This window comes from Pseudomonas sp. GM74 (assembly GCF_000282455.1).
GTDB lineage: Bacteria > Pseudomonadota > Gammaproteobacteria > Pseudomonadales > Pseudomonadaceae > Aquipseudomonas.
Window position 1 is genome coordinate 20,719 of the sequence record NZ_AKJG01000095.1, and the last position, 26,996, is coordinate 47,714.

Below are 26,996 nucleotides of genomic sequence, written 5' to 3' on the forward strand. Positions count from 1 at the left end.
ATGCCGAATCGTCCGGCCTGCAGAATGCCGCCCCTGGGTCGGCTGCTGGCCATACTCTGCCTGCTGACAAGCGGCCTGCTGGGCAGCCTGGCGAGTAACGCGGCCGACATTTTGCTCACGGGGGCCGAAGACAGCCCCGCTGTGCGGGCGTTTACCCAGGCCCTGAGCGAGCTGCGGCCAAGCGACAACGTACGCTTCCAGACGCTGGCCAAAATGCCAATACCGGACAAGCTGCCGGAAAACATCCGCTTGATACTGCTCGACCTGCCCAGCCTCGACTGGCGCCTGCAAAACACCCAGGGCCCGGCGACACTCGTATTGCGCATCAGCCGCCTGCAAGCCCGGCAACGCTTGAACAACTCGCTGCCTGCGCGCCTTTGCCTGCTTTGGAGCGATCCACCACTGGACCGCCAGTTGCGCTTGACCCGCACCTTGTTGCCCCAGGCCAGACGCATCGGTGTGCTCTACGACACCCACAGTGAGTTCCTCTTGAATGAGCTGCGTCAGGCCGCCCTCCCCCTGGGTCTTGAGGTGGTCACCCAGCGCTGGGACAACATCCACGACAGTCGTCCATTACAGGCCCTCCTTAATAACAGTGACGTGTTGCTGGGCCTGGACGATGCCGACCTGTACAACCCGCAAACCGCAAAAAACCTGCTGCTGAGCAGCTACTCGCGGCAAGTGGCGCTGATCGGCCCCAACGCCGGATTCGTCAAGGCCGGGAGCCTGGCCAGCACCTATAGCGATCAGAGCGACTGGCTGGCGGTCCTCGACGAATTGCTCGACCGACCACCGGCCACCTGGCCGCGCACGCACTACCCCCATCGATTCAAGGTCGCGAGCAACCGGCAGGTGGCGCGTTCATTGGGCATCGAACAGATAAACGAAGCGTCTGTCGCCACACTGCTGGCCGAAGGAGAACGCCGTCCATGAGCTTGCGCCGTCGCTGGGACATCAACACCCGTACCCAACTCATCAGCCTCGGCCCTGCACTGCTGCTGACCTTGTTGCTGATCAGCTTCTTCACGTTCGTGCGCATCCAGGATCTACGTCAGGAAATCACCCACACCGGCCAGTTGATCGCCAATCAACTGGCCCCGGCCACCGAGTACGGAGTGATTTCGGGCAACATCGAAGTGCTCGAAACCTTGCTCAAGGCGACGCTGGCCACGCCCAACGTGAGCTTTCTGGAAATCCAGGACAGCGCCAACCGGGTTCTGGTGTACGTCGAACAACCGAACGAACACCACAATCGCGCGCAGCAGCTCGAGGTGTTCCAGGCTCCGATACGGCTCCAGCGCATCGCGTTGCACAATGATTTTTTCCAGAGCAGCAAAACCGCCACCGCGGCCCCGGTCGAGGACTATCTGGGCCGGGTGATCGTCGGGCTGTCCAACGACGCCTTCAGCCGACGCCAACAGGAAATCGTGCTCAAGGCCGCCATCCTGGCGCTGTTTGCCCTGCTGTTTACCTTCCTCGTGGCCCGACGCCTGGCGGGCAGCCTGTCGCAACCGATCCGCGATATCGGCAATGCGGTCAAGGCAATCCAGGACGGCGACTACAGGACACCGCTGCCGATTGTCGACGACACCGAACTGGGGGCGCTGTCGCAACACATCAACAACCTCGCCAGTGGTCTCGACCAGGCCAGCCGCGAACAGCATCAGGCCATGGCACAGCTGATCCAGACCCGCGAAGAAGCGGAAAAGGCCAACAACGCCAAATCCGATTTCCTCGCCATGATGAGCCATGAACTGCGCACGCCGATGAATGGCGTACTGGGCATGCTGCAGTTGCTCGAAACCACCGACATGACCGAGGAGCAGGTGGAGTACGCGGCGCTGGCCTCGGAATCCACCGAGCACTTGCTCAAGGTCATCAACGACATCCTGGATTTCTCGCGGATCGAACGTTCGGAGCTGGAACTCGAGCACATCCCGTTCAACCTCGCCGACCTGATCGTCAGTTGCGCCCAGTCGTTCCAGCACAGCGCCGCGCAACGCGGTCTGGACCTGCAACTGATGATCCCCGACGACATGCGCGGCTTGCAGGTAAAGGGCGACCCGACGCGTATCCGGCAGATACTGGTCAACCTGGTCGGCAACGCGCTGAAGTTCACCGAAAAGGGCCGCGTCACCATCGAGGCGCAGTGGCAGTCGCTGGACCACGAGCTGCTGTGGTTCACCTGCACCGTGCGCGACAGCGGCATCGGCATCCCGGCGCAAAGCCTGGAATTGATGTTCAACGCCTTCCAGCAGGCCGACAGTTCCATTTCAAGGCGCTACGGCGGCACGGGGCTGGGCCTGCCGATTGCCCGCACCCTGGCCGAACGCATGGGGGGCACCTTGCGCGCGCAGAGCGAGGAAGGCCGCGGTTCGGTGTTCACCCTGGAAATCCCCCTGGCTCTGCACCAGCAGACACAACCGTTGTTACCCCCTCGCGCGCAATCGCGCAACAGCAACGGCGAAGGGCGCAATGTGCTGTTGGTCGAAGACAACCCGGTCAACCAGACCGTCATCGAAGCCATGTTGCGCAGCCTGGGCTTCAAGGTCAGTGTCGCCGCCGACGGCGCGCAGGCGGTTCGCAGTGCCGAGAGCCTGATTTTCGAAGCGATCCTGATGGATTGCCGCTTGCCGATCATCGATGGCTATGAAGCCACCCGACAAATCCGCAACCTGCCCGGTTGCACCGACCTGCCGATCATCGCCCTGACCGCCAACGCCTTGCAGGGAGACCGCGAAGCCTGTCTGTCGGCGGGGATGAACGATTACCTGGCCAAGCCGTTCAAACGGACTGATCTGCAGCAAATTCTGCACCGTTGGGTGCAGTAGTACAGGCCTTTCGACCATCTGCGACTGGCGTGAAAGGCGAAAGTGCGGCAGTCTTAGTCACCCGAACAGGCCCGAAAAGGGGCTTGAATAATAATTTCAGTGCACAAGTGTACATTCATGTCCTTGGTGCTGTGACTTTCACCACAACGCAATAGTCTATGAGTAGGCTGCCGGTTCGAGGCATGAACGCTTCGATCGGCCGGGAAGATTTGCCCCACCTGCCGCATGGGACTATTGAGGAGCTCGCATGACCAAACAAAACGCCTTTACCCGGGAAGACCTGCTGCGCTGCAGTCGCGGTGAGCTGTTCGGCCCAGGTAACGCGCAACTGCCCGCCCCGAACATGCTGATGGTTGATCGCATCACCCTGATCAGCGAAGAAGGTGGCAAGTACGGCAAAGGTGAATTGGTCGCCGAGCTGGATATCAATCCGGACCTGTGGTTCTTCGCCTGCCACTTCGAAGGCGATCCGGTGATGCCGGGCTGCCTGGGCCTCGACGCCATGTGGCAACTGGTCGGCTTCTTCCTGGGCTGGCAAGGCCTGCCGGGCCGTGGCCGTGCGCTGGGTTCGGGCGAAGTGAAATTCTTCGGCCAGGTCCTGCCGACCGCCAAGAAAGTCACCTATAACATTCATATCAAGCGCGTCCTCAAGGGCAAGCTGAACCTGGCCATCGCCGACGGTTCGGTCACTGTCGACGGTCGCGAAATCTACACCGCCGAAGGCCTCCGGGTCGGCGTGTTCACCTCCACTGACAACTTCTAAGGGTTATCCGCATGCGCCGCGTCGTTATCACTGGTCTGGGCATCGTTTCTTGCCTGGGCAATGACAAAGAGACCGTCTCCGCTAACCTGCGTGCAAGCCGCCCTGGCATCCGGTTCAATCCGGAATATGCCGAAATGGGTCTGCGTAGCCAGGTTTCCGGCTCCATTGACCTCAACCTTGAAGAACTGATCGATCGCAAGATCTATCGCTTCGTCGGCCACGCGGCAGCTTATGCCTACCTGGCCATGAAAGACGCCATCACCGACTCCGGCCTGACCGAAGAGCAGGTGTCCAACCCGCGTACCGGCCTGATCGCCGGTTCCGGTGGCGCATCGACCCTGAACCAGATGGAAGCGCTGGACATCCTGCGCGAGAAAGGCGTCAAGCGCGTCGGCCCATACCGCGTAACGCGGACCATGAGCAGCACCGTTTCGGCATGCCTGGCCACTCCGTTCAAGATCAAGGGCCTGAACTACTCCATCGCTTCTGCCTGCGCTACCAGTGCTCACTGCATCGGTACCGCCATGGAACAGATCCAGATGGGCAAGCAGGACATCGTCTTCGCCGGTGGCGGTGAAGAAGAGCACTGGAGCCAGTCGTTCCTGTTCGACGCCATGGGCGCCCTGTCCAGCAAGCGCAACGACACTCCGGAAAAAGCTTCCCGTGCCTACGACGCTGACCGTGACGGTTTCGTCATCGCCGGCGGTGGCGGCATGGTCGTGGTTGAAGAGCTGGAACACGCTCTGGCCCGTGGCGCCAAGATCTACGCGGAAATCGTCGGCTACGGCGCGACCTCCGACGGCTACGACATGGTTGCCCCAAGTGGCGAAGGCGCGATCCGCTGCATGCAGCAGGCGCTCTCCACCGTCGATACTCCGATCGACTACCTGAACACTCACGGCACCTCGACCCCGGTCGGCGACGTCGCGGAAATGAAAGGTGTGCGTGAAGTGTTCGGCGACAAGGCTCCGGCCATCAGCTCCACCAAGAGCCTGTCGGGTCACTCCCTGGGCGCCGCCGGCGTTCACGAAGCGATCTACTGCATGCTGATGATGGAAGGCAACTTCATTGCCGGCTCCGCCAACATCGACGAGCTGGACCCTGAAGTGGCCGACCTGCCGGTGCTGACCAAGACCCGCGAAAACGCCACCATCAACACCGTGATGAGCAACAGCTTCGGTTTCGGTGGCACCAACGCCACGCTGGTACTGAAGCGCTGGGAAGGCAAGTAATTCCCCGCTGCTGAGCCGCACATGAAAACGCCCCGACTGGTTCGGGGCGTTTTTTTTGCCTTGAGAAAAGCCCGGGACAGAGGCAATACCTGTGCTCTAAACAGGATTTTCGGTGCTCTCAACATGAAACGTTTGTCATGAAACTAAACGCCCGAAGACTGAATGTCGCGGATTCCGCGGGCTGCAGGACTGTTTCCGTTTTTGCAAAAAACCCGTACCAAATTCAGTCGTTTACTTAGCAAGCTACCAACCCCTATAACAGAGGCCTGCACACGCCTTGCTGCAGATAACAGAGATTGGAGCTAGCAGATGACAGTAAAAGTAACTGAACGCGACGATTCACATAAATCCCACGAGGGTGTAGCCGCCGGTATCCGGATCTGGGACGTGCATCAACAAGACCTGCTGGTCGGGATGTTCCACTCCGAGACCGAAGCGCAGCACTACAGGGCCGAACTGGAAATGCTCGAGCGTGATCGCGAGCTCGCAAGCCGTTGAAGACAGACTCCACCACCGTGCAGCCTGCCCCTCCCCCCACGGGCAGGCTGCGATCGGAGCACGCGGCTCAGGCAATCTGAATGACCGCTAAATGAAGGGAGTCGTCGATCACCACCGAAGGAACAACACCGACGATCCGGCCCGCCTCAAGTTTCACCACCTCGCACTCACCGTCGCCCATGCCGTCATTGAACTTCATTCCATTAGTTCTCTCCCCTGAGAATATTCCGGGCAAAAGAAAACCCGAGAGATCGTATCGGCGCGATCTTTCGGGTTCAATTGATTAATCCAGCAACGTACTAACAAACATGTAATGCCAGAGACGCGACTACCACATCAGATCATCAGGGATCTTGTAGGCCGCGTACGGATCATCCTCGACGCTGACTTCTTCGGTCTGCACATTCAACTGCACGATGCGTTGCGGGTCGCGCTCCTGAATCTTCAGTGCCGCCTCGCGCGGAATCACTTCGTAGCCGCCAGCGTGATGCACGATGGCCAGCGAACCGCTGCTGAGCTTGTTGCGCATCAGGGTGTTGACGCAGATGCGCTTGACCTTCTTGTCGTCGACGAAGTTGTAGTAATCCTCGGTCGTCAATTTCGGCAGGCGCGAGACTTCGATCAATTGCTTGACCTGCGCGGCACGGGCCTTGGCCTCGGCCTTTTCCTGCTGCTGGCGGTTGAGCTCCTGGTCGCGCTTGACCTTCTCGGCCATGGCTTCCTGTGCCGCGCGTTGCTGGGAGTCATCCAGCTCGATCTGGCCTTTGTGGGCCAGGCGTTGCTGTTTCTGCTTGTCTTTGCTGACCTGCTTGGCCTGCTTCTGGTTGACCAGCCCTGCTTTGAGCAACTGGTCGCGAAGGGAAATGCTCATGGTGCTTATTACTCACTTAGGCCACTGCTCAACCGCAGCTGGGCAAATTCTTTTCCTGACGTTTGGCTTCGCCCCACAAGGCGTCCAACTCTTCGAGGGTGCAATCTTCCATGGGACGGCGGGTGTCGCGCAATGCCTGTTCGATAAAACGAAAGCGTCTTTCAAACTTGCCGTTGGCGCCACGCAGTGCGGTTTCCGGATCAACCTTGAGATGCCGCGCCAGATTGACCACGGAAAACAGCAGGTCACCGATCTCGTCGGCCACGGCCTCGGGATCATTTTCCGACATGGCTTCGAGGACTTCATCGAGCTCTTCACGCACTTTATCGAGCACCGGCAAGGCGTCCGGCCAGTCGAAGCCGACCTGCCCTGCGCGCTTTTGCAATTTCGCCGCACGTGACAACGCCGGCAATGCAGCGGGGACGTCATCGAGCAATGACAGCTGCTCTGGAGCTGAGGATTTCTCCGCACGCTCCTCGGCCTTGATCTCTTCCCAGCGCTGCTTGACCTGCGCTTCACTCAGGCGCGGGACATCCAGCGGTGCATAGAGATCGCCCGTGGGGAACACATGGGGATGACGACGGATCAACTTGCGGGTGATGTTATCGACCACGCCGGCGAACTCGAAGCGCCCTTCTTCACGGGCCAGTTGGCTGTAATAAACCACCTGGAACAACAAGTCGCCGAGCTCACCCTGCACGTGATCGAAGTCACCGCGCTCAATGGCATCGGCAACTTCATAGGCTTCTTCAAGGGTGTGCGGGACGATGGTGGCCCAGGTTTGCTTGAGATCCCACGGGCAACCGTACTGCGGGTCGCGCAGACGGTTCATCAGGTGCAATAAATCTTCAAGTGAATACATTTATCAAACTCTACTGGACCCTGTGGGAGCGGGCTTGCTCGCGAAGAGGGAGTATCAGGCAACACAGTTGTCGACTGACACACCGCTTTCGCGAGCAAGCCCGCTCCCACATTGGATCGGCACCGGTCTTCACGGCGTACGGTTACGCCGGGTTTCGATGATGTTCGGCAACTGGGAAATCCGCCCCAGCAACCGTCCCAACGCATCCAGCCCCGGAATCTCGATGGTCAGGGACATCAACGCGGTGTTGTCCTCCTTGTTCGAGCGGGTGTTGACCGCCAGCACGTTGATCCGCTCATTGAGCAGCACCTGCGAGACGTCACGCAGCAAACCGGAACGGTCGTAGGCGCGAATGACGATATCCACCGGATAGGTGAGCACCGGCACCGGGCCCCAGCTGACCTGGATGATCCGCTCTGGCTCCCGCCCGCTCAGTTGCAGCACCGAGGCGCAGTCCTGGCGGTGAATGCTCACGCCACGGCCCTGGGTGATGTAACCGACGATGGCATCCCCCGGCAGCGGCTGGCAGCAACCGGCCATCTGGGTCATCAGGTTGCCGACGCCCTGGATCTGGATATCGCCGCGCTTGCCCGGTTTGTAGCCGGTGGCCTTGCGCGGTATTAGTTCAAGCTGTTCGTTGCCACGCTCCGGCTCGACCAGTTGTTGCGCCAGGTTGACCAGTTGCGCCAGGCGCAGATCCCCGGCGCCGAGGGCGGCGAACATATCTTCGGCGGTTTTCATGTTGGCCTTGTCGGCCAGCTTGTCGAAATCCACCGCCGGCAGACCGAGTCGATTGAGTTCGCGCTCGAGCAGGGTTTTACCAGCCGCGACGTTCTGGTCGCGAGCCTGCAACTTGAACCAGTGAACGATCTTCGCCCGTGCCCGCGACGTGGTGACATAGCCCAGGTTCGGGTTCAACCAGTCGCGGCTCGGGGTGCCGTGCTTGCTGGTGATGATCTCGACCTGTTCACCAGTTTGCAGGCTGTAGTTGAGCGGCACGATGCGCCCGTTGATCTTGGCGCCACGGCAGTTGTGACCGATTTCGGTGTGGACGCGGTAGGCGAAGTCCAGCGGGGTCGCGCCCTTCGGCAAGTCGATGGCGTGACCGTCCGGGGTGAAGATGTAGACCCGGTCCGGCTCGATATCGACCCGCAACTGTTCCGCCAGGCCACCGATGTCACCCAGCTCTTCGTGCCATTCGAGCACCTGGCGCAGCCAGGAGATTTTCTCTTCGTAGTGATTGGAGCCGGACTTGACGTCGGTGCCTTTGTAGCGCCAGTGCGCGCATACACCGAGTTCGGCTTCTTCGTGCATCGCGTGGGTGCGGATCTGCACTTCCAGCACCTTGCCCTCGGGCCCGATCACCGCGGTGTGCAACGAGCGATAGCCGTTTTCCTTGGGGTTGGCGATGTAGTCGTCGAACTCTTTCGGGATGTGTCGCCACAGGGTGTGGACGATGCCGAGCGCGGTGTAACAGTCGCGCATTTCCGGCACCAGCACGCGAACGGCACGCACGTCGTAGATCTGGCTGAACTCCAGACCCTTGCGCTGCATTTTGCGCCAGATCGAATAGATGTGTTTGGCCCGGCCGCTGATGTCGGCATCGACACCGGTGGCCTGCAATTCGTTTTTCAGCTGGCTCATCACGTCGCTGATAAAGCGTTCGCGATCCAGTCGCCGCTCATGGAGCAACTTGGCGATCTGCTTGTACTGGTCAGGCTCCAGGTAACGGAAGGACAAGTCTTCCAGTTCCCACTTGATGTGACCGATACCCAGGCGATGGGCCAGCGGCGCGTAGATGTCGAAGACTTCACGGGCCACGCGATTGCGCTTTTCGTCGTCGGCGGTCTTCACCGCACGGATCGCGCAGGTGCGTTCGGCCAGCTTGATCAGGGCGACGCGAACGTCGTCGACCATGGCCACCAGCATCTTGCGCAGGTTTTCCACCTGGCCCTGGGTGCCCAGCACCAGGGATTTGCGCGGGCTCAGACTGTCGCTGATCGCGGCCATGCGCTGCACGCCGTCGATGAGCTTGGACACCACCGGACCGAAGCGCTGGCTGACCGCCGGCAACTTGATCTGGCCTTCACGTACGCCTCGATACAGGATCGCGGCGACCAGTGAGTCCTGGTCGAGTTTGAGGTCGGCGAGAATCTCGGCGATCTCAAGCCCGGTACGGAAAGTCGAGTTACCTTCCGACCACAGATTCTGTGCCGCATTGGCTTGCTGCTCAGCCTCGCGAGCGTACTCGCAGGCCTCTTTCAAGGCTTCGCGATCCAGTGCCAGATCGACACTGACCGCATGATCGAGCCAAGCCTCGAGATTGATACTGCCGTCGGTGTTGATCGGCTGGTGTGCTCTCACCTGTACCATCTTGCTTACCTTCCCTACGACGCAGATTCAATGCGTCAAATCGCTGACCTTCGTTGCCCGTGCGCCCACGTCGGGCTGAGTGCGCGGCTGCACGGGCGGGCCAGTCGGACCAGACGAGCATCCTAGCTCGCTTCAAATAACGCCATGGCCTCGACATGTGCCGTTTGAGGAAACATATCGAGAATCCCGGCACGTTTTAACCGGTAGCCCTGCTTGATCAATTCGACCGTGTCGCGCGCCAGCGTTGCCGGGTTGCACGACACATACACCAATCGTTCGGCGCCCAGGGTCCTGAGCTTGCGCACGACCTCGAAAGCACCGTCACGCGGTGGGTCCAAGAGTACCGCACAAAAGCCTTCGGCGGCCCATTCAGCGTCCGTCAAAGGCTGGGATAAATCGGCCTGAAAAAACCTCGCGTTATGCAGATTATTGCTAGCCGCATTCGCCGCCGCCCGGTCGACCATCACCTGCACACCTTCCACTGCCACCACTTCGCGAGCAGCCTTGGCCAATGGCAAGGCAAAGTTGCCCAAGCCGCAGAACAGATCGAGTACGCGCTCATCCGCCGTCGGCTTCAACCAGTCCAGCGCCTGGGCGACCATCGCTTCGTTGACGCCAGCGTTGACCTGGATGAAATCCCCAGGTCGGTAAGCCAGTTCCAGATCCCACTGTTCAAGACGATAGCCCAGCGACTGGTCAGCCTCGACCGGTTGCGGTTCGCCGTCGCCATGCAGCCACAACTGGGCTTCATGGAACGCGCAGAAATCCTTGAGGATGGTCATGTCACTTTCAGACAACGGCGCCATGTGTCGCAGCAAAACCGCCAGCGTCGAGCCGCTGAACAACTCCACGTGCCCCAGTGCCTGAGGTTTGCTCAAGCGCCGCAGCATCTCCGGCAAGCTGGCCATGATCGGCTGCAAGGGCTGTACCAGCACCGGGCAATCATCGATGCCAACGATGTCCTGGCTGCCGGCGGCACGGAAACCGACTTCGAGTTTTTTCGCCTTCATGTCCCAGCGCACCGCCACGCGGGCGCGACGCCGGTAAGCGAACTCAGCACCGCTCAATGGCGCCGCCCACTCTTCGGGTTCGACACCCGCGACCCTCGACAACTGCTCGGCGAGCATGCGCTGTTTCAGGGCGAGTTGTTCATTGTGGGGCAGATGCTGCACGCTGCATCCGCCGCAACGGCCGGCATGGGCGCACGGTGCCGCGCGGCGTAATTCGCTGGCCTTGAACACCCGTTCGGTACGCGCCTCGACCACTTTGCCGTGGGCACCGAGGACGCGCGCCTCGATCTCTTCACCGGCCAATGCGCCGATGACGAACCAGGTGCGGCCTTCGAAAAACGCGATACCGCGACCGTCATTGGCCAGACGCTCGATGGTCAGGCGCTGCTTTTTGCCGGTCGGGACTTGCGGGGCCTTGCTGCCGCCGGTGGGCTGGAAGCGCAGGCCTCTTTCATGTTTGGCCATCAGTTGGGCGCGTCGAAAATGCCGGTCGACAGGTAACGGTCGCCACGGTCGCAGATGATCGCGACGATCACCGCGTTTTCAACTTCTGTGGACAGACGCAGCATTGCCGCTACGGCACCGCCCGAGGACACGCCACAGAAAATGCCTTCTTCGCGGGCCAGACGACGGGTCACGTCTTCGGCTTCGCTTTGGGCCATGTCGACGATCCGGTCCACGCGGTCGGCCTGGTAGATCTTCGGCAGGTATTCCTGAGGCCAGCGGCGGATACCCGGGATCGCCGAGCCTTCCATCGGTTGCAGGCCGATGATCTGCACGTTGTCGTTCTGCTCTTTCAAGTAGCGCGACACGCCCATGATGGTGCCGGTGGTGCCCATGGAGCTGACGAAATGGGTGATGGTGCCCTGGGTCTGGCGCCAGATTTCCGGGCCGGTGGTGGTGTAGTGCGCCTCGGGGTTGTCACCGTTGGCGAACTGATCCAGTACCTTGCCGCGACCTTCGGCTTCCATCTTCTGCGCCAGGTCACGGGCGCCTTCCATGCCTTGCTCCTGGCTGACCAGAATCAGCTCGGCGCCATAGGCCGTCATGGCTGCCTTGCGCTCGGCGCTGGAGTTGTCGGGCATGATCAGGATCATCTTGTAACCCTTGATCGCGGCGGCCATGGCCAGGGCGATCCCGGTGTTGCCCGAGGTCGCTTCGATCAGCGTATCGCCGGTGTGGATCTGCCCGCGCAGTTCGGCGCGGGTGATCATCGACAGCGCCGGACGGTCCTTGACCGAACCCGCCGGGTTGTTCCCTTCGAGCTTGAGCAATAGGGTATTGCTGGTGGCGCCGGGCAGGCGCTGCAAACGGACCAGCGGAGTGTTGCCGACGCAATCGGCGATGGTTGGGTACTGCAAGGTCATGGCGTATTCGCAATCCAGACTGCGGGGGCACCTATCATACCGGCAAACGTTCCCAGGCCATATCACGCAAAGTGTGGTGCTTATGGCTTATGGGAATAAGGGTGGCATTTTTTGGGAAGCCCCCCTTCCATTTTCCTTACGCGATCCTAAAGAGGCGCCGAAAGGCAATCACAAAGTAGAACCTGAAGTCGCTTCTCCGCCCTCCCCTTGCGCCGTATTCAGTAGTGCATAAAACTCATGCAGTTTGGCCTGCAACAACTGTTTATCCGGTAGCCGCACCTGATACTCAGCGATCAGTGCTGGAGACAAGCTGCGGTTGAGGGCGTACTCGACAACTTCGTCATCTTTACTGGCGCAGAGCAATACCCCAATTGCGGGGTTTTCATGAGGTTTGCGTTCTTCGCGATCCAGAGCTTCCAGATAGAAGCCCAACTTGCCCAAATACTCCGGTTCGAAACGGCCGACCTTGAGCTCGATGGCCACCAGGCAGTTGAGACCGCGGTGAAAGAACAACAGGTCCAGTGCAAAATCACGCCCGCCGACTTGTAAAGGGTATTCGGAGCCGACAAAACAGAAATCGCGGCCAAGCTCACTCAAGAACTGCTTGAGGCGCCCCAGTAAGCCCCGATGCAGATCCGTTTCGGCATGGGCGCCGGGCAAGTCGAGAAACTCGACCATGTAGGCATCACGGAATATCTCTAACGCAGAGGGGTGGGCTTGTTTCAAAACTGCGGAGACTTTGGCCGGATGGGTCACGCTGCGTTCAAACAGCGCTGCCTTGAACTGTCGCTCCAGTTCGCGCTTCGACCATTTCTCCTGGATCGCCATACGTAAGTAAAACTCCCGCTCTTCCGGGAGTTTGCTTTGGCTGAAGATGACCAGATTTTGGGTCCAGGGTAATTGTCTCACCAGCGGTGAGACTTTCACGTCGCCCCGGTAAGTCTCGTAGAACTGACGCATACGAAACAGATTGGGACGGGTAAAACCACGCAAACCCGGTTGAGTCTGAGCCAGGTGCACGGCGAGTTGACCGACCACGGAATCGCCCCATTCAGCTTTCTCCAGCTTGCGGCTGATATAGGCACCAACCTGCCAGTACAACTCGATCAGGTGGGTATTGACCGTCTGCATGGCCTGGCGCCTGGCACGTTGAATGAGCGCAAGCACTTCATTGAAACGGTCCTCGGCTGGGTTGCCGGGAACGTGGGGTGCAATCATGCCGGGGTCCTTGAACATGAGTAAAAGCGTGAGCTTAAACTGCCAGGGATGCTTGAAATAACCGGTGATACCCCTTGGGAAATGTCGTACAGAAACTCGGGAACGCTCTGGCAAAATCAGAGCACTGGAGGATAGGAGAGCCTCTACGCGAGCGGGCTTGCACAGACGTCATCACTGACAGTTCCATCATCCGCCACCAACTGCATATTCATCCGCAACCCGCTCCCGGTGTTCTGCGCCCAAAGCTGTCCGCCCTGACGCTGCACCGCATTCCTGGCGATGCTCAGGCCCAGGCCGAACCCACCATCCCCCGGCCGCGAACCGTCGAGTCGGGTGAACGGCAGGAAGATCCGCTCCAGATCAGCTTGCGCCACGCCGCCGCCCTGATCTTCCAGCCACAGGTGCCAGAAATCGCCATCACGCTGACCGCTCAGTTGGACAATGCCGCCAGCCGGTGAATGCCGAATCGCATTACGCAGAATGTTTTCCAATGCCTGGGCCAGAGTGTTGAGATGACCGCGTACCCAGCAGGATGCATCCACCGTGCATTGCAGCCGAGTATCAGGCCAGCCACTTTCATAGCAGGCATTTTCCGTGAGCATCTCCCACAGCGCCTGGATCTGGATCGCTTCGTCGGGCAAGCGGGTGCGCTCGGTGTCCAGCCAGGCCAGCTGCAGCGTGTCTTCCACCAGGCGTTGCATGCCATCGACCTCGCGACCGATGCGTTCGCGCAAGGCTTCCAGCCCCTGCTCACTTTCACTGGCCACCCGCAGGCGGCTCAGGGGCGTACGCAATTCGTGGGACAAGTCGCGCAGCAGTTGCTGCTGCAAGGCCACGGTGCTTTGCAGACGTTCAGACATGTGATCGAACGCCCGACCCAACTCACCCAGTTCATCCGATCGATTGGTGGTCCGGGTCGACAGTCGTACGTTCAGTTGATCGGCACGCCAGGCATTGGCCTGTTCACGCAGGCTGTTGAGCGGCACCACCAACTCGCGATACAGCCCGACGCACAGCAGCAAGGTGAACAATCCGGGAATCACGCCGTTGGTGATCACCCGCCAGAACACCCGGTAACGCCCGGGTACGAAGCGCTTGGGCAGCTCGATCACCAGGCTGCCGGCGGACGGGTCACCGGGAAACGGTATGCGCATCCACGGTTGGCCTTTCTTGTGGATCGGCCAATCGAGACCGCGTAAAAAAGTCAGGCGTTCGACTTCCTTGTCCGTCAGCGATTGGTTGCTCAAGGACTGCAAATCACCGCCGATGACACCGACCCAGCCTTTTTCCCGCCGATGCATGCCTTGCAGCCAGTCATCGACACCGGCGCTCTGGCGCTGCCGCCATGCCTGCTCGGCCTCGGCGGCATAGCGTGTCAGGGTGCCGCGGGCCTCATCGGAGAGGAACTGGTTACGCTGCTCCATGTACCGGCCCCAGGACCAACTCAGCCAGATCATCAGCAGACAGAAAGCGACCAATAGACAGGCCAGTTTCCAGAACAGCGAATGCCTGCCCGGCAAGTTACATTTCATCAGTGGCACTCAGGATGTAACCCTTGCCCCATACCGTACGCACTTCGCGCTCGGTGTAGCCAATGGCCTTGAGCTTGCGACGAATCTGGCTGATGTGCATGTCCAGGCTGCGGTCATGGGTCGCGTAACCGCGTTGCAGCACCTGTTGATAAAGGAAGGCTTTACTCAACACTTCATCGGTACTGCGGTGCAACGTCTCCAGCAACCGATACTCGCTGCGGGTCAGGCCGGCAGCCTGTTCGCCATAAAAGACCTCGAAGCTTTCATCGTCGAAGCGCAGGCTGTCCATCGAAGGAGCAGGCACTGTCGGCACCGGCCGGCGGTCGAGTGCCACCCGCCGTAGTATGGCTTCGATGCGCACCCGCAACTCCACCATGCTGAAGGGCTTTGGCAGGTAATCATCGGCCCCCAGACGAAAGCCGCTGATGCGATCGGCCTCGGCGCCGAGGGCCGACATCAGCAACACCGGGGTGGAATGGCTCTGGCGCAATTGGGTCAGTACCGCCAGACCGTCCAGGCCCGGCAGCAGAATATCCATCAACACCACGTCGAAAGGTTGCCGACGGGCGATGTCCAGGCCTTCCTGACCGTTCTGGCACCAGGTCACCTGGAAGCCGCTGCGGTCCAGATGCTCATGAACGTAGGCGCCGAGCACAAGGTCGTCTTCGATGGACAGGATTCGCGGGGGGCCGGCAGTGATGGGAGTCATGACTATCTGCAAATAATTCTCAGTTAAGTGATTATTCAAGATTGCCTCGCCAGGGGCAACCCACGGTTTGTCCGCATTGCCAAAGAGTTGCCCGGGCCGACGAATGACCGCACCATTTTTACGAAGATTGCCCGCGAGCAAATAGCTACACTGCGCAAGGTGGTGCATGGCGGATGCATGTGCAGGTCAATAAATTGCGGGATGCAGGAGAGATGCGTGCTCAAGAAACTGGGAATCAAAGGCCGCGTGCTGTTGCTGACCCTGCTGCCAACCAGCCTGATGGCGTTGGTGCTGGGGGGTTATTTTACCTGGATGCAACAGGCTGACCTGCAATCCCAACTCATGCAGCGCGGCGAAATGATCGCCGAGCAACTGGCGCCACTGACAGCGCCAGCCATGGGCCATCAGGACAACGAACTGCTCGAGCGCATCGCCACCCAGGCCCTGGAACAAACCGACGTGCGGGCCGTGACCTTCCTGGCTCCTGACCGCACGCTGCTGGCCCACGCCGGCCCGACCATGCTCAACCAGACACCCTCAGGCAGTGGCACGCAGATGCTGCGCCGCAGTGGCAGCGATGCGACCCGCTATCTGCTGCCGGTATTCGGCAAACACCGCAACCTGGCCGGGGACGTGATACCCGAAGAGGCCGACCGCCTGCTGGGCTGGGTCGAACTTGAACTGTCCCATAACAGCATGCTGTTGCGCGGTTACCGCAGCCTGTTCGCCAGCCTGATGCTGATCATTGCGGGACTGACGGGTGCGGCACTGCTGGCCCTGCGTATGGGCCGAACGATCAATCGGCCGTTGAGTCAGATCAAGCAGGCAGTGGCCCAACTCAAGGACGGTCACCTGGAAACCCGCTTGCCGCCCCTCGGCAGCCAGGAACTGGACGAACTGGCCTCCGGCATCAACCGCATGGCCGGCACCCTGCAAAATGCGCAGGAAGAATTGCAGCACAGCATCGACCAGGCCACCGAAGACGTGCGCCAGAACCTGGAAACCATCGAGATCCAGAACATCGAGCTGGACCTGGCGCGCAAGGAGGCTCTGGAGGCGAGCCGGATCAAGTCCGAATTCCTGGCCAACATGAGCCATGAAATCCGCACGCCGCTCAACGGCATTCTCGGCTTCACCCACCTGCTGCAAAAAAGCGAGCTCACCCCGCGCCAGCTTGACTACCTGGGCACCATCGAAAAATCCGCCGACAGCCTGCTGGGCATCATCAACGAGATTCTCGACTTTTCGAAAATCGAGGCCGGCAAGCTGGTGCTCGACCATATTCCGTTCAACCTGCGCGACCTGCTCCAGGACACCCTGACCATCCTCGCCCCCGCCGCCCACGCCAAGCAGCTGGAACTGGTGAGCCTGGTGTACCGGGACACACCGCTGTCACTGGTGGGCGACCCGCTGCGGCTCAAGCAGATCCTGACGAACCTGGTGAGCAACGCGATCAAGTTCACCCGCGAAGGCACCATCGTCGCCCGCGCCATGCTCGAAGAAGAACACGAAGACACCGTGCAGTTGCGCATCAGCATTCAGGACACCGGCATCGGTCTGTCGAACCAGGACGTACGCGCCCTGTTCCAGGCCTTCAGCCAGGCCGACAACTCGCTGTCGCGACAACCCGGCGGCACTGGCCTGGGCCTGGTGATTTCCAAGCGTCTGATCGAACAGATGGGCGGCGAGATCGGCGTCGACAGCACGCCGGGGGAAGGCTCGGAGTTCTGGATCAGCCTGAGCCTGCCCAAAGCCCGCGACGATGTCGAAGACCTTCCTTGCGCGCCCTTGCTCGGACGACGGGTGGCAGTACTGGAAAACCACGAGCTGGCGCGGCAGGCATTGCAGCATCAACTGGAAGACTGCGGCCTCAGCACCACACCGTTCAATACCCTGGAAAGCCTGACCAATGGCGTCACCGCCGCCCATCAGACCGACCAGGCGATCGACCTTGCCGTGCTCGGCATCACCAGCAACGACATGCCGCCGGAACGCCTGAACCAGCACATCTGGGACCTCGAGCATCTTGGCTGCAAAGTGTTGGTGCTGTGCCCTACCACGGAACAGACACTGTTCCATCTTTCCGTGCCCAACCCCCACAGCCAGCTTCAGGCGAAACCGGCCTGCACCCGCAAGCTGCGACGCTCCCTGTCTGATCTGGTCAGCCCGCGCCCGATGCGCAGCGAGCCGGGCGAACCGGTGTCCAGCCGTGCCCCGAAGGTGCTGTGCGTCGACGACAATCCGGCCAACCTGATGCTGGTACAGACCCTGCTCGAAGACATGGGCGCCAGGGTGCTCGCGGTGGAAAGCGGTTATGCCGCCGTCAAGGCTGTGCAGAACGAGACATTCGATCTGGTGTTGATGGACGTGCAGATGCCCGGCATGGACGGTCGCCAGAGCACCGAGGCGATCCGCCAGTGGGAAAGCGAACGCCATTGCACGCCTTTGCCGATCGTGGCCCTCACCGCCCACGCCATGGCCAACGAAAAACGCGCGCTGCTGCAAAGCGGCATGGACGACTACCTGACCAAACCGATCAGCGAACGGCAATTGGCGCAGGTGGTGCTGAAGTGGACCGGTCTGGCACTGCGTAATCACAGCCCGGAGCGCTCCGGCGATGGGCATGCTGGCGCCCATGACCTGTTGGTGCTCGACCACGAGGAAGGATTGCGCCTGGCCGCCGGCAAGGCTGATCTGGCGGCGGACATGCTGGCGATGTTGCTCGCATCCCTGGAAGCCGACCGCGAAGCCATCCGCCTCGCTCAGCAAAGCAACGACCACAGCGCCCTGATCGAACGGGTTCATCGCCTGCATGGCGCGACGCGTTACTGCGGCGTACCGCAATTGCGTGCGGCCTGCCAACGCAGCGAAACCCTGCTCAAGCAACAGGACCCGAAAGCCGGCGTAGCACTGGATGAGCTCGACCGGGCAATCAATCGCCTGGCGGCCCAGGCGCGTATCAATGCTTGATTCAGCGCAACCCTGCCAGGTTGCATGAAAGCTAATGTAGCAGCTGCCGAAGGCTGCGTTCGGCGGCGAAGCCGTCGTAAAAACCGTATCCGCGGCTAACCTACAGAACTGCGGCGGCTTGTTTTGCGACGGCTTCGCCGCCGAACGCAGGCTCCGCCAGCTGCTACAGAAAGCTTCAACTCTCAGGGGGACAGCATGCGCACGATTCTTTTCAGCAGCCAGATCTACGACCGCGACAGTTTTCTCGCCGCCGAGCTGCCCGCCGGCATCGAGCTGCACTTTCAAGCGGCGCGACTGAGCCTGGATACGGCGGCACTGGCGGAACATCACGAGGTGGTCTGCGCCTTTATCAACGATGATCTCGGCGCCCCGGTGCTTGAACGCCTGGCTGCCGGCGGCACTCGCCTGATCGCCCTGCGCTCGGCCGGTTACAACCATGTCGACCTGGCAGCGGCGAAACGCCTGGGACTGGCGATTGTGCGGGTCCCGGCCTACTCGCCCCATGCCGTGGCCGAGTACGCGGTGGGGTTGATCCTGGCGCTCAACCGACGCTTGCACCGTGCCTACAACAGGACCCGTGAAGGCGATTTCAGCCTGCATGGACTGACCGGTTTCGATCTGGTGGGCAAGACCGTCGGCGTGGTCGGCACCGGTCAGATTGGCGCCACCTTCGCTAAAATCATGAGCGGATTTGGCTGCCAGTTGCTGGCCTATGACCCCTGCCCCAACCCGCAGGTCGAAGCCCTCGGTGCGCGCTACCTGAGCCTGCCGCAACTGCTGGCCGAATCGCAGATCATCAGCCTGCACTGTCCGCTCAACGAGCAGAGCAGGCACTTGATCAACCGCGAGTCCCTGGCGCACATGCAACCGGGCGCGATGCTGATCAATACCGGGCGTGGCGGTCTGGTGGACACCCCGGCACTGATCGATGCCCTGAAAGACGGTCGCCTGGGTTACCTGGGGCTGGATGTATATGAGGAAGAAGCGCAGTTGTTCTTCGAGGACCGCTCCGACCTGCCGCTGCAAGACGATGTGCTGGCACGGCTGCTGACCTTTCCTAACGTGATCGTCACCGCGCACCAGGCCTTCCTGACCCACGAAGCGCTGGACGCGATTGCCGCCACCACATTGCGCAACATTGCAGCCTGGACGGCGGGCACCCCGGAAAACCAGGTGACGGGAGACTGAAACAGATCGAAGGTCATCTGCCTGCGCGGTGCGGTGTGCAAGCCCGTGATAGCATATCGCGCATATTTGGAGGACCCATGGTCGAACACGATTTCCGCTACAGCCTGATGAACCCGCAACACACCCTCACCGAATGCCGCGCCCTGGTGCCGGGGCGCTATCAAGTCACCGGCAACGGTGGTTCGATTCGCAACAATGACGTGCTGGTCGTGACCCTCAAGGGTGCCAAGGACTTGTCCATGCGCCTGACCGTCGAAACGGTTCGCCACCTGATCAACCCGCCCGGCCAATGGGTCGCGGTGGCCAGTGGCCCGGTGTTCGGCGAACTGGCCATCCACACCTGGCAAGTGAACTGTGACAGCTGCGCCAAAGAGCTGAGCTTCGAGTTCGCCGTCGATGCCAAGCTGGGCAACAAGGCCGAAAAGCCTGCCGCCACCGCGCGGATTGCCGAGCTGGGCTGGACCGCCGTCGGCGAGAAACACCTGTGCCCGAAATGCCAGGAGCCTGCGTGATGAAACGCCTCGCTCTGACCGCCATGGTCGGCGCCAGCCTGCTGGGCTGCGCCGCCGAGCCGGTGCAGCTTGAACACAATCGCAGCTACATTCTGGAGTGGATCGGCGAGCGGCCGTTGATGGACTACAGCCACCTGACCATCACCCTCGGCGAAGACGGCCGGGCCTACGGCAATGGCGGCTGCAACCACTGGTTTGCGCCGTACACCCTCGATGGCGACAAGCTGACCTTCGGCAAAATCGGCAGCACCCGCAAATTGTGCGCGCCGGCGCTGATGGAACAGGAAAAACGCTTCCTTCAGGCCCTGGAAAACGTCCAGCGCTGGGACGTCTCCCCGATCGAGCAGATACGCTTCTGGCCAGCCGAAGGCAAGCCGTTGCGTTGGTGGCTTGAGGAGGGTTGATCCGCAAAAAAGATCGCAGCCTTCGGCAGCTCCTACAGGATTAGACGTAAACCTGTAGGAGCTGCCGAAGGCTGCGATCTTTTGCCTTAATTTTTTGCCTGCAACGCCTCAAGCTTCGCCATCACCCCCGCCGCCGTCTGTTCACCCATCAACTGCTCACGCACCTTGCCCTTGTTATCGATGATGTAGGTCACCGGCAACGCCTCGCTGCGCGGAAGCTCGAACAGTTCGGAAGGGTCCTGGGCCAGCACGGTGAACCTGATCCCCAGTTTCTCGCTCGCGCCCTTCAGCTCTTGCCCCTGGACGTTGTCGAAATTGACCCCGAACACACCGATTTTCCTGTCTTTGAGCTGCTCGGCCAAGGCATTCAACTCCGGGATTTCGGTACGGCAAGGCCCGCACCATTCTGCCCAGTAGTTAAGCACCAGCCATTTGCCGTCCAGTCGGTCGGCGGCGATCTTGTGGCCGTCCTGGTCGATGCCATAGTCATTACCGCAGCCCCCCAGCATCAACGCTCCGATGATCGCCAATGCTGCCGCCAGTCGCCTTGTCATGTCGTGTTCCTTGTCAAAAATAGAATGCGCCTGCGACCCATCGCCTCTCACGGTTCTGGATTGCGCGCCGCACAGTTAGAATAGCCGCCACCTTACGCAAGATGCGACCCGCTCATGACCGATCTGACGCTTTATCACAACCCGCGCTGCTCGAAATCCCGCGGTGCGCTCGAACTGCTTGAAGTCCGTGGCCTGACCCCGACCGTGGTCCGTTACCTGGAAACCCCGCTGGACGCAGCGCAGATTCAGAGCCTGCTGGGCAAACTCGGGATCAGCGCCCGGCAATTGCTGCGCACCGGCGAGGACGAGTACAAGACCCTCGACCTGGCTGACAGCAGCCTGAGCGAGGCGCAATTGATCGCCGCCATCGCCGCCCACCCGAAACTGATGGAGCGACCGATTCTTGAAGTCGGCGACAAGGCCATCATCGGCCGCCCACCGGAACAGATCCTGGAACTGTTGCCATGAGTGCACCGTACATTCTGGTTCTGTACTACAGCCGCAGCGGCTCGACCAACGAAATGGCCCGGCAGATCGCCCGTGGTGTCGAACAGGCCGGGCTTGAGGCCCGTCTGCGCACGGTGCCGGCGATTTCCACCGAGTGCGAAGCCGTTTCGCCGGAGATTCCCGACGAAGGTGCGCTGTATGCCAGCCTCGACGACCTGAAGAACTGCGCCGGCCTGGCGCTCGGCAGCCCGACCCGCTTCGGCAACATGGCCGCGCCGCTCAAGTACTTTCTCGACGGTACCAGCAACCTGTGGCTGACCGGCGCTTTGGTCGGTAAACCGGCCGGTGTGTTTACCTCTACGGCCAGCCTGCACGGCGGCCAGGAAACCACGCTGCTGTCGATGATGTTGCCGTTGTTGCACCACGGCATGCTGATCACCGGCCTGCCGTACAGCGAATCGGCACTGCTGGAAACCCAGGGCGGCGGCACGCCATACGGCGCCAGCCACCACGCCGGTGCCGACGGCAAAAGCGGCCTGGATACCCATGAAGTGGCGCTGTGCCGCGCGCTGGGCATGCGTCTGGCCAAGACTGCGCAGAAACTGGAGAGCTGAGGTGGCCAAGAAACCGAAGATCCTGCCCGCCCTCGAATGGCTCGAACCACGGGTCAAGGCGATGCGCGTCATCAGCCTGCTGTGTTTTTTCGGCCTGGTGGGGCTGCTTTGCGTTTACTACCTGGTGGTCGCCGACCTGCACGGTGCACGCCCTTGGGTGATTCTGTTGATCGAGCTGGTGCCGCTGCTGATTCTGGCGCCGGGGATGATCGTCGGCAGCCCACGCGGGCATTCGTGGATGTGCTTTGTGGTGAATCTGTATTTCATCAAGGGCGCATTGGCTGCCTATGACCCGAACCGGCAAATCTTTGGCTTACTGGAGATGGGCGCGAGCCTGGCGGTGTTCTGCTCAGCGCTGTTGTATGTGCGCTGGCGGTACCAGTTGAACCGTAAGCTGGCTGGCGAGGGCGAGATTTCCGTCGCCTGACCAGACGCCTTCGTCGGAACGCCGCCCGGAGCAAGCTCGCTCCCACAGGGTTCACGCGGTCCTTGTGGGAGCGGGCTTGCTCCGGGCGGCGTTCCGACGAAGGGGGCGACGCGGTCTCAATGATTGACGGTGTAAGCCAGCATCATCGAAATCTGGCTCATCGGCCGCCCGCCACTTTCCTCATGCCACTGGTTGAACACGTCCTGCACCAACGCCAGGTCGCGCAGACTGCTCGGCACTTTGTCGATGATATTCTGCGCATTGAGCGCCGCCACCACGTCATAGCTCGGCACAAAGGTGTCCTTGCCGATCATCCGCAAGAAGCGCGGGGCTGACAGCCCGCCCAACTGATGTCCGCGTTTTTTCAGGAAGGTCCAGAGCCCAACGATATCGGTCACCGGCCAGTCGGCGATCAGCGCACCGAAGCTGCCCTTTTCATGGGCGACGTCCAGTATGAACTGCGCATTGCGCGGCACGCTCTTGAGCTTGCCCAGGTGACGGATGATCCGCGTGTCCTGCATCAGGCGCTCAAGGTGCTCGGCGCTCATCAGCACGACTTTTTCCGGGTCGAACTTGAAGAACACTTCTTCGAAGGCCGGCCACTTGGCATCCACCAGGCTGTGCTTGAGCCCGGCGCGGAATACCCGCAACGCCATCATCGAGAGGTAGCGATCGTCGCTGATCTTGCGCAGTTGCGCCGGGGTCTTGGGAACGGGCAGATGGGCTTCCAGTTCAGCCGCCGAACCGAAGCGGTTCAGACAGTATTCATTGAGCCACTTGTAATCGCGCATGCCCTCTCCTGAGGATTGAAACGAAAAACCAAAGTGGGAGCGGGCTTGCTCGCGAAGGCGGTGCGTCATTCAACATTGATGTCGACTGACACTACGCATTCGCGAGCAAACCCGCTCCCACAGTTTTAATCAGAGGTTGACCACGTTGACGAATCGCGAAGCCGCGCTTTCGTCGATCTTCAGGCTGGTGAAGTCGAACAGGTTGCGGTCCGCCAGTTGCGACGGGATCACGTTCTGCAGGCTGCGGAAAATGCTCTCGGTACGGCCAGGGGTCTTGCGCTCCCAGTCCAGCAGCATTTCCTTGACCACCTGACGCTGCAGGTTCTCCTGGGAACCGCAGAGGTTGCACGGAATAATCGGGAATTGCTTGAAGTCCGAGTAGGCCTGGATGTCTTTTTCGTTGCAGTAGGCCAGCGGGCGGATCACCACGTTGCGACCATCATCGGCGCGCAGCTTCGGTGGCATGGCCTTGAGCGAACCGTTGAAGAACATGTTCAGGAAGAACGTTTCGACGATGTCGTCGCGATGGTGACCGAGTGCCATCTTGGTCGCGCCGATTTCATCGGCAAAGGTGTATAGCGTGCCACGACGCAGGCGCGAGCACAGCGAGCAGGTGGTCTTGCCTTCCGGAATCAGCTCCTTGACCACCGAATAGGTGTCTTTCTCGACGATGTGGTACTCGATCCCCAGCTCCTTGAGGTAGGCCGGCAGCACGTGCTCCGGGAAACCCGGCTGTTTCTGGTCCATGTTCACGGCCACGATCTCGAATTTGATCGGCGCGACCTTCTGCAAGTGCATCAGCACATCGAGCATGGTGTAGCTGTCCTTGCCACCGGACAGGCAGACCATGACCTTGTCGCCGTCTTCAATCATGTTGAAATCGGCAACTGCCTCACCGGCCAGTCGGCGAAGGCGCTTTTGCAGTTTGTTCTGGTTGACCGTGAGAGTGCCCATGACGCGAAATCCGTGAGGTGTGACGAAAGGCCGGCATTTTACGCAAAAACACCTCAGGGGCGAAGTGCCTCGCCAAATGGGCTGTTCGCCACAGACCCCGCGGCGATTAACAACTGTGTTTACAGCGCGATTTGCTCTAAAGCCCCTACTCCCACTGGGGAAACTCCTCCCTATACTGCGACATAAGGTCGCGTACAAATTCAGACCTATGACTTGCTTGGCCGCATTGGCCCGTAGGCGCTCCGCTGGGGGGCGATGGTAAAAACAAGAGGAGTGACTGGCATGATCCATCACGTAGTGGGGCTCTTCACCCACCCTGACCAAGAATGGAAAGAAATCCGTGGCGACCAGGAGGAAAGCATCAGCCACATGTACCTGACCCATACGCTGATCCTGGCGGCGATCCCCGCCGTGTCTGCCTTTATTGGCACCACACAGGTCGGCTGGGTCATCGGCAATCGACCGCCCGTCATGCTGACCGTAGAAAGCGCGATATGGATGACGATCATGTCGTACCTGGCGATGCTCGGCGGTGTCGCGGTAATGGGCGCATTCATCCACTGGATGGCCCGCACCTATGACGCCAACCCAAGCCTGGCCCGCTGCATTGCGTTTGCAACCTACACCGCTACACCGCTGTTCATCGGCGGCCTCGCGGCCTTGTACCCACACTTGTGGCTGGGGATGATCGTCGGCACCGCCGCCATCTGCTACACGGTGTACTTGCTGTATGTGGGCTTACCGACATTCATGAACATTCCATCTGACGAGGGTTTCCTGTTTTCAAGTTCAGTGCTCGCCGTAGGCCTGGTGGTGCTGGTCGCCATCATGGCATTCACAGTAATTGTCTGGGGACTCGGCGTGGGCCCGGTCTACACCAGTTAGCCGCTCATCACTGAAAATCGGAACTGCCGACAAGGGCCGCCGCAAGGCGGCCTTTTCTTTCTTCAGCAACGAGGCGGCACACGACCATTCATCAACCTGGCGATTCGCAAGGTCCGAGTGTTGCGGCATACTCGAGCGCTCTGGAGATCCATCAAGCATGCCCGAGCAACTCAATACCCGCGTCGAAGACTGTTTCCAACTAGCCGAATCCTTTTTCAAACGACCTTTCAAGCGCCCCGTGGTGAGCCTCAAGCTGCGCGGGCAAAAAGCCGGTGTCGCGCATTTGCACGAGAACCTGCTGCGCTTCAACCCGCAGCTGTACCGGGAAAACGCCGAAGACTTCCTCAAGCAGACCGTGGCCCATGAAGTCGCGCACCTGATCGCCCACCAGCTGTTCGGCGACCGCATCCAGCCCCATGGCGAAGAGTGGCAATTGATCATGCGCGGCGTGTACGAACTGCCGCCCAACCGCTGCCACACCTATGACGTCAAACGCCGCAGCGTGACCCGCTACATCTACAAGTGCCCGTGCGCCGACAGCGACTTCCCGTTCTCGGCCCAGCGCCACAGCCTGGTTCGGCAAGGGCGGCGGTATCTGTGCCGGCGGTGTCGCAACACCTTGGTGTTCAGTGGGGAGATGCGGGTCGAGTAGCGAGATTTGCGGTGGCTGTACTGGCCTCTTCGTCGGAACGCCGCCCGGAGCAAGCCCGCTCCCACACTGGCCGGGGTTGTCCACAGAACCTGTCATCGACGCGAATCCCTGTGGGAGCGGGCTTGCCCGCGAAGAGGCCGGAGCAGACGCTAGAGAATTACCTTGGCGAACCGCAATTCAGCAATCCGCTCAACGCTAAACCCCAACTCCCCCAACACCTGATCCGTATGCTGCCCCAGCGCCACGCCGATATGCTTCGGCTCAGGCAAGCCCTCTGAAAACTTCAGCGGGCATGCCATCTGCGCCTGGGTTGAACCATCGTCCCGCGGCACATCGGTCACCAACTCCCGCGCTTGCAACTGCGGATGACACAGCGCTTCTCCCAGGCTCAACACCGGTTCGACGCACGCATCCAGTTCCGCGAACAGCGCACGCAACTCGGCAAAATCATGCTTTTCGAATTCGACCCTCAGCGCGTCTTTTAGCTGTTTCTGATGCGCCGGTTGCGGTGACAGGCCGAGGCCAGCCAGTTCCTCCAGCCCCAGCGCCGCGCACAACTGCTTCATGAACACCGGCTCCAGGCTGCCCACCGACAGCCAGCGCCCATCCCGGGAGCGGTAGTAATCGTAGAAGCTGCCGCCATTGAGCACCTGGTTTTCCGGACCCGGCTCGACGCCGCAGGCCAGATACCCGGCACCCGCCAGCGCATTCAGGCTGAACGCGCAGTCGGTCATGCTGACATCCAGGTGCTGGCCCTGACCGCTTTGCTGCCGGGCAATGACTGCCGCCAGCAGGCCAATCACCCCGTGCAACGAACCACCGGCGACATCCGCCACCTGCATGCCCAACGGCAGCGGCCCTGTGTCGGCGCGGCCGGTGTAACTCGCCAACCCGGACAGGGCCAGGTAGTTGATGTCATGGCCGGCGCGGTCCTTGTAGGGGCCGGTCTGGCCGTAGCCGGTGATCGACACATAAATCAGTTTTGGATTGATCGCCTTCAGGGCGTCATATCCCAGGCCCAGTCGTTCCATGACACCGGGACGGAATTGCTCCAGCACGATGTCGTAGTCCTGCAACAGCTGCTTGATGACATCCAGCGCCTCAGGCTGTTTGAGGTCCAGGGCGAGGCTGCGCTTGTTGCGGTTGAGGTAGGCATGACTGGCTGACACGCCTTGATCGTGGGGCGGCAACACCCGCAACAGGTCCATGCGGGTCGGTGATTCGATGCGCAGCACTTCGGCGCCCATGTCCGCCAGCAGCAACGAGGCGAACGGCCCCGGCAGCAGTGTCGAGAAATCCAGAACCTTGAGTGATGCCAGTGGACCGAGCATG

27 protein-coding genes are annotated in these 26,996 nt (G+C 60.7%); 14 read left to right on the plus strand and 13 right to left on the minus strand.

Going from position 1 to position 26,996, the window contains the following annotated elements; all coding sequences use genetic code 11:
- The 5 genes from PMI34_RS10045 (at position 1) to PMI34_RS10025 (ending at position 5,324) form a co-directional block, all read left to right on the plus strand.
- Entirely contained in the window at positions 1-933 is a 933-nt protein-coding gene (locus PMI34_RS10045; protein ID WP_008051457.1) for an ABC transporter substrate-binding protein, read from the plus strand.
- The gene (locus tag PMI34_RS10040; RefSeq protein WP_008051462.1) at positions 930-2,831 is read left to right on the plus strand and encodes an ATP-binding protein; all 1,902 of its coding nucleotides are present in this window, start codon (positions 930-932) and stop codon (positions 2,829-2,831) included. Before PMI34_RS10045 ends, PMI34_RS10040 begins: the two co-directional genes overlap by 4 nt.
- Positions 2,832-3,078: 247 nt before the next feature.
- Positions 3,079-3,594, plus strand: a complete 516-nt coding sequence (gene fabA / locus PMI34_RS10035; RefSeq protein WP_003227150.1) for a 3-hydroxyacyl-[acyl-carrier-protein] dehydratase FabA — start codon at positions 3,079-3,081, stop codon at positions 3,592-3,594.
- Between the two features lie 11 nt (positions 3,595-3,605).
- Positions 3,606-4,826: a beta-ketoacyl-ACP synthase I gene (gene fabB, locus PMI34_RS10030; protein WP_007974551.1), complete on the plus strand. Its 1,221-nt coding sequence runs from the start codon at positions 3,606-3,608 to the stop codon at positions 4,824-4,826.
- A 309-nt stretch (positions 4,827-5,135) separates the two neighbouring features.
- The gene (locus PMI34_RS10025; RefSeq protein WP_008051464.1) at positions 5,136-5,324 is read left to right on the plus strand and encodes a hypothetical protein; all 189 of its coding nucleotides are present in this window, start codon (positions 5,136-5,138) and stop codon (positions 5,322-5,324) included.
- Between the two features lie 67 nt (positions 5,325-5,391).
- On the opposite strand, the gene PMI34_RS29545 is transcribed toward PMI34_RS10025, so the two are convergent.
- From PMI34_RS29545 to PMI34_RS09985, 9 genes are all read right to left on the minus strand, one after another.
- Positions 5,392-5,523: a hypothetical protein gene (locus PMI34_RS29545; RefSeq protein WP_008051466.1), complete on the minus strand. Its 132-nt coding sequence runs from the start codon at positions 5,521-5,523 to the stop codon at positions 5,392-5,394.
- Positions 5,524-5,652: 129 nt separating this feature from the next.
- Positions 5,653-6,195 carry a DUF2058 domain-containing protein gene (locus PMI34_RS10020; RefSeq protein ID WP_008051468.1) on the minus strand — a complete coding sequence of 181 codons (543 nt, stop codon included), beginning with the start codon at positions 6,193-6,195 and terminating at the stop codon, positions 5,653-5,655.
- Between the two features lie 28 nt (positions 6,196-6,223).
- On the minus strand, positions 6,224-7,057 hold the full coding sequence (gene mazG / locus PMI34_RS10015; protein ID WP_008051469.1) for a nucleoside triphosphate pyrophosphohydrolase: 834 nt from the start codon (positions 7,055-7,057) through the stop codon (positions 6,224-6,226).
- A 129-nt stretch (positions 7,058-7,186) separates the two neighbouring features.
- The gene (relA, locus tag PMI34_RS10010; RefSeq protein ID WP_008051475.1) at positions 7,187-9,430 is read right to left on the minus strand and encodes a GTP diphosphokinase; all 2,244 of its coding nucleotides are present in this window, start codon (positions 9,428-9,430) and stop codon (positions 7,187-7,189) included.
- 122 nt (positions 9,431-9,552) lie between these two features.
- Positions 9,553-10,905: a 23S rRNA (uracil(1939)-C(5))-methyltransferase RlmD gene (gene rlmD / locus PMI34_RS10005; RefSeq protein WP_008051477.1), complete on the minus strand. Its 1,353-nt coding sequence runs from the start codon at positions 10,903-10,905 to the stop codon at positions 9,553-9,555.
- On the minus strand, positions 10,905-11,807 hold the full coding sequence (cysM, locus tag PMI34_RS10000; RefSeq protein ID WP_008051478.1) for a cysteine synthase CysM: 903 nt from the start codon (positions 11,805-11,807) through the stop codon (positions 10,905-10,907). The genes rlmD and cysM overlap by 1 nt, the downstream gene beginning before the upstream one ends.
- A gap of 168 nt (positions 11,808-11,975) precedes the next feature.
- Positions 11,976-13,025, minus strand: coding sequence for a PDDEXK nuclease domain-containing protein (locus PMI34_RS09995; protein WP_008051479.1), 1,050 nt, complete (start codon positions 13,023-13,025; stop codon positions 11,976-11,978).
- 143 nt (positions 13,026-13,168) lie between these two features.
- Complete coding sequence (locus PMI34_RS09990; protein ID WP_008051480.1) at positions 13,169-14,557, minus strand: sensor histidine kinase; 1,389 nt, start codon at positions 14,555-14,557, stop codon at positions 13,169-13,171.
- On the minus strand, positions 14,547-15,266 hold the full coding sequence (locus PMI34_RS09985) for a response regulator transcription factor (RefSeq protein WP_008051481.1): 720 nt from the start codon (positions 15,264-15,266) through the stop codon (positions 14,547-14,549). Before PMI34_RS09985 ends, PMI34_RS09990 begins: the two co-directional genes overlap by 11 nt.
- A 216-nt stretch (positions 15,267-15,482) precedes the next feature.
- On the opposite strand from PMI34_RS09985, the gene PMI34_RS09980 reads away from it, so the two are divergent.
- From PMI34_RS09980 to PMI34_RS09965, 4 genes are all read left to right on the plus strand, one after another.
- Positions 15,483-18,236, plus strand: a complete 2,754-nt coding sequence (locus PMI34_RS09980) for a response regulator (RefSeq protein WP_008051482.1) — start codon at positions 15,483-15,485, stop codon at positions 18,234-18,236.
- A 195-nt stretch (positions 18,237-18,431) separates the two neighbouring features.
- Entirely contained in the window at positions 18,432-19,424 is a 993-nt protein-coding gene (locus PMI34_RS09975) for a 2-hydroxyacid dehydrogenase (RefSeq protein WP_008051483.1), read from the plus strand.
- A 77-nt stretch (positions 19,425-19,501) separates the two neighbouring features.
- The gene (locus tag PMI34_RS09970) at positions 19,502-19,936 is read left to right on the plus strand and encodes a hypothetical protein (RefSeq protein ID WP_008051485.1); all 435 of its coding nucleotides are present in this window, start codon (positions 19,502-19,504) and stop codon (positions 19,934-19,936) included.
- Entirely contained in the window at positions 19,936-20,340 is a 405-nt protein-coding gene (locus PMI34_RS09965) for an META domain-containing protein (RefSeq protein ID WP_008051487.1), read from the plus strand. Before PMI34_RS09970 ends, PMI34_RS09965 begins: the two co-directional genes overlap by 1 nt.
- Positions 20,341-20,426: 86 nt before the next feature.
- Here the strand turns inward: PMI34_RS09965 and PMI34_RS09960 are convergent, their stop codons facing one another.
- Complete coding sequence (locus PMI34_RS09960) at positions 20,427-20,894, minus strand: TlpA disulfide reductase family protein (protein ID WP_008051488.1); 468 nt, start codon at positions 20,892-20,894, stop codon at positions 20,427-20,429.
- 114 nt (positions 20,895-21,008) lie between these two features.
- Here PMI34_RS09960 and arsC point away from each other — a divergent pair, with 114 nt between their 5' ends.
- Genes arsC through PMI34_RS09945 form a run of 3 tightly spaced genes read left to right on the plus strand, consistent with a single transcriptional unit; the run spans position 21,009 to position 22,382 of the window.
- Complete coding sequence (gene arsC, locus PMI34_RS09955) at positions 21,009-21,362, plus strand: arsenate reductase (glutaredoxin) (protein ID WP_008051490.1); 354 nt, start codon at positions 21,009-21,011, stop codon at positions 21,360-21,362.
- Complete coding sequence (wrbA, locus tag PMI34_RS09950; RefSeq protein WP_008003645.1) at positions 21,359-21,955, plus strand: NAD(P)H:quinone oxidoreductase; 597 nt, start codon at positions 21,359-21,361, stop codon at positions 21,953-21,955. Before arsC ends, wrbA begins: the two co-directional genes overlap by 4 nt.
- 1 nt (position 21,956) lies before the next feature.
- Positions 21,957-22,382 carry a DUF2069 domain-containing protein gene (locus PMI34_RS09945; protein WP_008051491.1) on the plus strand — a complete coding sequence of 142 codons (426 nt, stop codon included), beginning with the start codon at positions 21,957-21,959 and terminating at the stop codon, positions 22,380-22,382.
- Between the two features lie 116 nt (positions 22,383-22,498).
- Here PMI34_RS09945 and PMI34_RS09940 read toward each other — a convergent pair whose 3' ends face one another.
- Positions 22,499-23,173 carry a DNA-3-methyladenine glycosylase I gene (locus tag PMI34_RS09940; RefSeq protein WP_008051492.1) on the minus strand — a complete coding sequence of 225 codons (675 nt, stop codon included), beginning with the start codon at positions 23,171-23,173 and terminating at the stop codon, positions 22,499-22,501.
- 129 nt (positions 23,174-23,302) lie between these two features.
- Positions 23,303-24,127: a tRNA 2-thiocytidine(32) synthetase TtcA gene (gene ttcA, locus PMI34_RS09935; RefSeq protein WP_008051493.1), complete on the minus strand. Its 825-nt coding sequence runs from the start codon at positions 24,125-24,127 to the stop codon at positions 23,303-23,305.
- A 282-nt stretch (positions 24,128-24,409) separates the two neighbouring features.
- On the opposite strand from ttcA, the gene PMI34_RS09930 reads away from it, so the two are divergent.
- Both PMI34_RS09930 and PMI34_RS09925 read left to right on the plus strand, forming a co-directional pair.
- Positions 24,410-25,012 (plus strand): Yip1 family protein, encoded by a 603-nt coding sequence (locus PMI34_RS09930; protein ID WP_008051494.1) that lies wholly within the window; start codon positions 24,410-24,412, stop codon positions 25,010-25,012.
- A gap of 157 nt (positions 25,013-25,169) precedes the next feature.
- A complete protein-coding gene (locus PMI34_RS09925; RefSeq protein ID WP_008051497.1) occupies positions 25,170-25,664 on the plus strand; it encodes a SprT family zinc-dependent metalloprotease in 495 nt (164 codons plus the stop codon).
- A gap of 149 nt (positions 25,665-25,813) precedes the next feature.
- On the opposite strand, the gene PMI34_RS09920 is transcribed toward PMI34_RS09925, so the two are convergent.
- Positions 25,814-26,995 carry a CaiB/BaiF CoA transferase family protein gene (locus PMI34_RS09920; RefSeq protein ID WP_008051498.1) on the minus strand — a complete coding sequence of 394 codons (1,182 nt, stop codon included), beginning with the start codon at positions 26,993-26,995 and terminating at the stop codon, positions 25,814-25,816.
- Between the last annotated feature and the right edge of the window lies 1 nt (position 26,996).

Excerpts from the sequence above, each read along its gene's own strand:
- PMI34_RS10045 (WP_008051457.1), top strand. The coding sequence starts at position 1 with ATGCCGAATCGTCCGGCCTGCAGAATGCCGCCCCTGGGTCGGCTGCTG.
- PMI34_RS10040 (WP_008051462.1), top strand. The coding sequence starts at position 930 with ATGAGCTTGCGCCGTCGCTGGGACATCAACACCCGTACCCAACTCATC.
- fabA (WP_003227150.1), top strand. The coding sequence starts at position 3,079 with ATGACCAAACAAAACGCCTTTACCCGGGAAGACCTGCTGCGCTGCAGT.
- fabB (WP_007974551.1), top strand. The coding sequence starts at position 3,606 with ATGCGCCGCGTCGTTATCACTGGTCTGGGCATCGTTTCTTGCCTGGGC.
- PMI34_RS10025 (WP_008051464.1), top strand. The coding sequence starts at position 5,136 with ATGACAGTAAAAGTAACTGAACGCGACGATTCACATAAATCCCACGAG.
- PMI34_RS29545 (WP_008051466.1), bottom strand. The coding sequence starts at position 5,523 with ATGAAGTTCAATGACGGCATGGGCGACGGTGAGTGCGAGGTGGTGAAA.
- PMI34_RS10020 (WP_008051468.1), bottom strand. The coding sequence starts at position 6,195 with ATGAGCATTTCCCTTCGCGACCAGTTGCTCAAAGCAGGGCTGGTCAAC.
- mazG (WP_008051469.1), bottom strand. The coding sequence starts at position 7,057 with ATGTATTCACTTGAAGATTTATTGCACCTGATGAACCGTCTGCGCGAC.
- relA (WP_008051475.1), bottom strand. The coding sequence starts at position 9,430 with ATGGTACAGGTGAGAGCACACCAGCCGATCAACACCGACGGCAGTATC.
- rlmD (WP_008051477.1), bottom strand. The coding sequence starts at position 10,905 with ATGGCCAAACATGAAAGAGGCCTGCGCTTCCAGCCCACCGGCGGCAGC.
- cysM (WP_008051478.1), bottom strand. The coding sequence starts at position 11,807 with ATGACCTTGCAGTACCCAACCATCGCCGATTGCGTCGGCAACACTCCG.
- PMI34_RS09995 (WP_008051479.1), bottom strand. The coding sequence starts at position 13,025 with ATGATTGCACCCCACGTTCCCGGCAACCCAGCCGAGGACCGTTTCAAT.
- PMI34_RS09990 (WP_008051480.1), bottom strand. The coding sequence starts at position 14,557 with ATGAAATGTAACTTGCCGGGCAGGCATTCGCTGTTCTGGAAACTGGCC.
- PMI34_RS09985 (WP_008051481.1), bottom strand. The coding sequence starts at position 15,266 with ATGACTCCCATCACTGCCGGCCCCCCGCGAATCCTGTCCATCGAAGAC.
- PMI34_RS09975 (WP_008051483.1), top strand. The coding sequence starts at position 18,432 with ATGCGCACGATTCTTTTCAGCAGCCAGATCTACGACCGCGACAGTTTT.
- PMI34_RS09970 (WP_008051485.1), top strand. The coding sequence starts at position 19,502 with ATGGTCGAACACGATTTCCGCTACAGCCTGATGAACCCGCAACACACC.
- PMI34_RS09965 (WP_008051487.1), top strand. The coding sequence starts at position 19,936 with ATGAAACGCCTCGCTCTGACCGCCATGGTCGGCGCCAGCCTGCTGGGC.
- PMI34_RS09960 (WP_008051488.1), bottom strand. The coding sequence starts at position 20,894 with ATGACAAGGCGACTGGCGGCAGCATTGGCGATCATCGGAGCGTTGATG.
- arsC (WP_008051490.1), top strand. The coding sequence starts at position 21,009 with ATGACCGATCTGACGCTTTATCACAACCCGCGCTGCTCGAAATCCCGC.
- wrbA (WP_008003645.1), top strand. The coding sequence starts at position 21,359 with ATGAGTGCACCGTACATTCTGGTTCTGTACTACAGCCGCAGCGGCTCG.
- PMI34_RS09940 (WP_008051492.1), bottom strand. The coding sequence starts at position 23,173 with ATGCGCGATTACAAGTGGCTCAATGAATACTGTCTGAACCGCTTCGGT.
- ttcA (WP_008051493.1), bottom strand. The coding sequence starts at position 24,127 with ATGGGCACTCTCACGGTCAACCAGAACAAACTGCAAAAGCGCCTTCGC.
- PMI34_RS09930 (WP_008051494.1), top strand. The coding sequence starts at position 24,410 with ATGATCCATCACGTAGTGGGGCTCTTCACCCACCCTGACCAAGAATGG.
- PMI34_RS09925 (WP_008051497.1), top strand. The coding sequence starts at position 25,170 with ATGCCCGAGCAACTCAATACCCGCGTCGAAGACTGTTTCCAACTAGCC.
- PMI34_RS09920 (WP_008051498.1), bottom strand. The coding sequence starts at position 26,995 with ATGCTCGGTCCACTGGCATCACTCAAGGTTCTGGATTTCTCGACACTG.